Below are 2,723 nucleotides of genomic sequence, written 5' to 3' on the forward strand. Positions count from 1 at the left end.
CGATGGATTGAAGCCCGGATTCTGCCGCAACAAATCGCGCAGCGTTTCCAATAGGAGTCCCGCGCCGATCATCAGCACTACCGCAAAAGCCAGCTGCGACACCATCAGCGCGTCGCGCATGCGCCCCGCCTTCGCGCTGTAACCCGAGCCGCGCGAGCCTTCGCGCATCGTACCCGCAAGTCCGGCCTTCGAGGAATGGATCGCGGGGGCCAGCCCAAACAGCAGACCGGTCGCGAGAGAAATCAGTAACGCAAATCCCAGCACCCGCCAATCAATGTTTACCTCGCCTAGCCGCGGAAGATTCGCCGGCACAAATCGCAAGACGGCTTTCAGCGTAATCACCGCAGTCGTAAGCCCTGCGATTCCTCCGATGAAAGCCAGCAACAGCGATTCGGTGAGCATCTGCCGGATCATCCTGCCCCCGCTCGCTCCCATCGCCGCGCGCACTGCCATCTCTTGCTGTCGTCCGGAGGCGCGCGCCAGAAGCAGACTACCAATGTTCAGAGACACGACGAGAACGATTAAGACTACGGCAGCCATCAACACGACCAGCATCGGTCGAACCTTACCGACCAACGATTGCTGCAACGGCACAACCTCAACCGTCCATTTCGCTTGCGGAGGATAATCATTCGCAAAATCGCGGCGCAGATTGGCAGCCATGGCATCAAGCCGCGCCTGAGCTTGCGCTACAGTGAGGCCCGGCTTGAGACGGCCGATTGCCCCGGGCAATATGCGCAGGCTACGCGCTGGCGGTGGGAACGGATCGGCACTGTATCCGCAGGTAATCCACACCTCCACGACTGGAATGGTCGGTCCGGGGTTGCGAAATCCGGGAGAAAGTACACCTACAATCGTATATAGATCGTTATCGAGGCGGAGGCTGCGGCCGAGGACGCCAGGATCAGCCCCATAAGAGCGGCGCCACAACGCATCGCTGATCACGACCACGGGTGCGAAACCGAGCGCGAAATCCTGGTGACCAAATAAGCGTCCTAGTTCGGGAGTGGCGCCGAGCATGGAAAAGTAGTTGGGAGAAACCTCCATCATTTCCAAGTGTTCGGGCTGTTTGGCGCCGGTCAAGTTTGTGGGGCCGTAAACGATGACACTCACATCTTCGAACACATTCGTCTGCGTTCTAAGATCGTCGAATTCCGGCACGGAAAACCGAACGCCCCGCAGTCCTACCCCTGGGTTGTTAAAGTAGATCCTTACAAGACGGTCGGGGTCGCGGAACGGAAGAGAACGAAGCAACACAGCGTTCACGATGCTGAAGATCGCCGTGTTGGCCCCCACGCCCAGAGCCAGCGTCAGGACTGCCACGATCGTGAAGGTGGGCTTCTTGACCAGCATGCGCAAACCATGTCGAACATCCTGAAGTAAAGTCCCCATGAAGACGCTCTTTTCGGTCAATACACAGACTCTTATTTGGTCACCCGTTTGCAGCGGTCCTATTTAGACCACGGCGGAACCACGCCGTTGCTGCGCGCGTACGCGATCGACTGCCCCAGATGCTCGTGTTGATCTTCGAGAATTAGCATCAGCGCGCCCTGCTTCGTCATGTCTCTTCCGAACAGTTTCACCGGCGCCTGCAGGTCGTTTTCGGAGAGTGCCGCAATCGCTTTTTGCAATTTGAGGTAAGAAGCCTTCAGAGCTTCCTGCATTTTCTCCGGATCGGTGATGGGCGCGGGCGATGCCCCAGTATTCGGTGTGCCCGAAAGCACGCCGGCGAGCAGGCCGTTCTCTTTAACGATCAGGTTGAAGACGTCGGCGACGGAGCGAACGCCCTGGGCGGGCTTCCAGTCGTACTTGCCCGACATAACGCGTGCGAGTCCGGTGAATTTGTCCGAAAGCGTTCCGGCATCTTTTGCGAAGGCGGCCTGCAATCCTGCCGGCTGCGACTGCGCCCCCGCCAACGGCACCATCAGAGCGACCACAAGCGCGCACACCCCGTACTGAGTCAGAATCTTCTTCATGTGGAAGTCAATCATGTGTCTCCAGGGTTTCCTAAACTTCTTGCTCTTTGTAAGGGAGGATCGACACGTTCCACAAGTTCATTATTATCACGATAATGTTGCCATTTACGCACGATTCTGCTATTCGTTGGGAGGAGGTTTTAGGAGTACTTTAGGAGGCTCCCTTGCTCGATGATTTACGCGCGCTCGTAGAGTTTGCCCAGGCCGGGTCCATTGCCGGTGCAGCCGATCGTCTATTGCGGACACCATCCGCTATAACCCGGCAACTGCAAAGGCTGGAGGCTGCATTGGGTGCTGAGTTGCTCGACCGCTCGGTAAAGCCGCCGCGCCTGAACTCGCTGGGCTCCAAGGTGCTTGAACAAGCGCGAGATCTGCTGCAGCGGGCGGAGGCGCTGAACTCTCTTGCGTCGCGCGACGCCGAACCTCACGGCCTCATGCGTATCGGGCTCGCGCATCCCCTCGCCGAGGGGACGCTTATCGAACCTATTCGGGCACTGACTGAAACATACCCCAAGGTCAGACTGCTGCTGTTGAGCGAGCGCACGCCCGAATTATTTAACCGGCTGATCGCGGGTGAGCTCGATGTTGCAGTCGTGCCTTTACCTGAAGGTAAAACCGCGCCTCCAACACTTCTAACGAATATTATCGCGACAGACCGCATAGAGATCGTTCAGAGCGCCGCAGGAAACATCCACAACGATTGGGAAAGTTTGGGCCGAGCACCCTGGATGCTCAATCCACCCGGAT

3 protein-coding genes are annotated in these 2,723 nt (G+C 57.9%); 1 reads left to right on the forward strand and 2 read right to left on the reverse strand.

Features of this window, described 5'->3' with window-relative positions:
- Both VNL17_00005 and VNL17_00010 read right to left on the reverse strand, forming a co-directional pair.
- On the reverse strand, positions 1 to 1,392 hold a 1,392-nt coding region (locus VNL17_00005; protein ID HXI82452.1), incomplete at its 3' end, for an ABC transporter permease.
- A 59-nt stretch (positions 1,393 to 1,451) separates the two neighbouring features.
- Positions 1,452 to 1,976 carry a DinB family protein gene (locus tag VNL17_00010; protein HXI82453.1) on the reverse strand — a complete coding sequence of 175 codons (525 nt, stop codon included), beginning with the start codon at positions 1,974 to 1,976 and terminating at the stop codon, positions 1,452 to 1,454.
- 164 nt (positions 1,977 to 2,140) lie between these two features.
- Between VNL17_00010 and VNL17_00015 the strand changes: the two genes are divergently transcribed.
- On the forward strand, positions 2,141 to 2,723 hold a 583-nt coding region (locus tag VNL17_00015), incomplete at its 3' end, for a LysR family transcriptional regulator (protein ID HXI82454.1).

The sequence above is a fragment of the Verrucomicrobiia bacterium genome (genome assembly GCA_035577545.1).
Classification (GTDB): domain Bacteria; phylum Verrucomicrobiota; class Verrucomicrobiia; order Palsa-1439; family Palsa-1439; genus Palsa-1439.

Coding starts and splice junctions, on each gene's coding strand:
- VNL17_00010 (HXI82453.1), bottom strand. CDS start 1,976: ATGAAGAAGATTCTGACTCAGTACGGGGTGTGCGCGCTTGTGGTCGCT.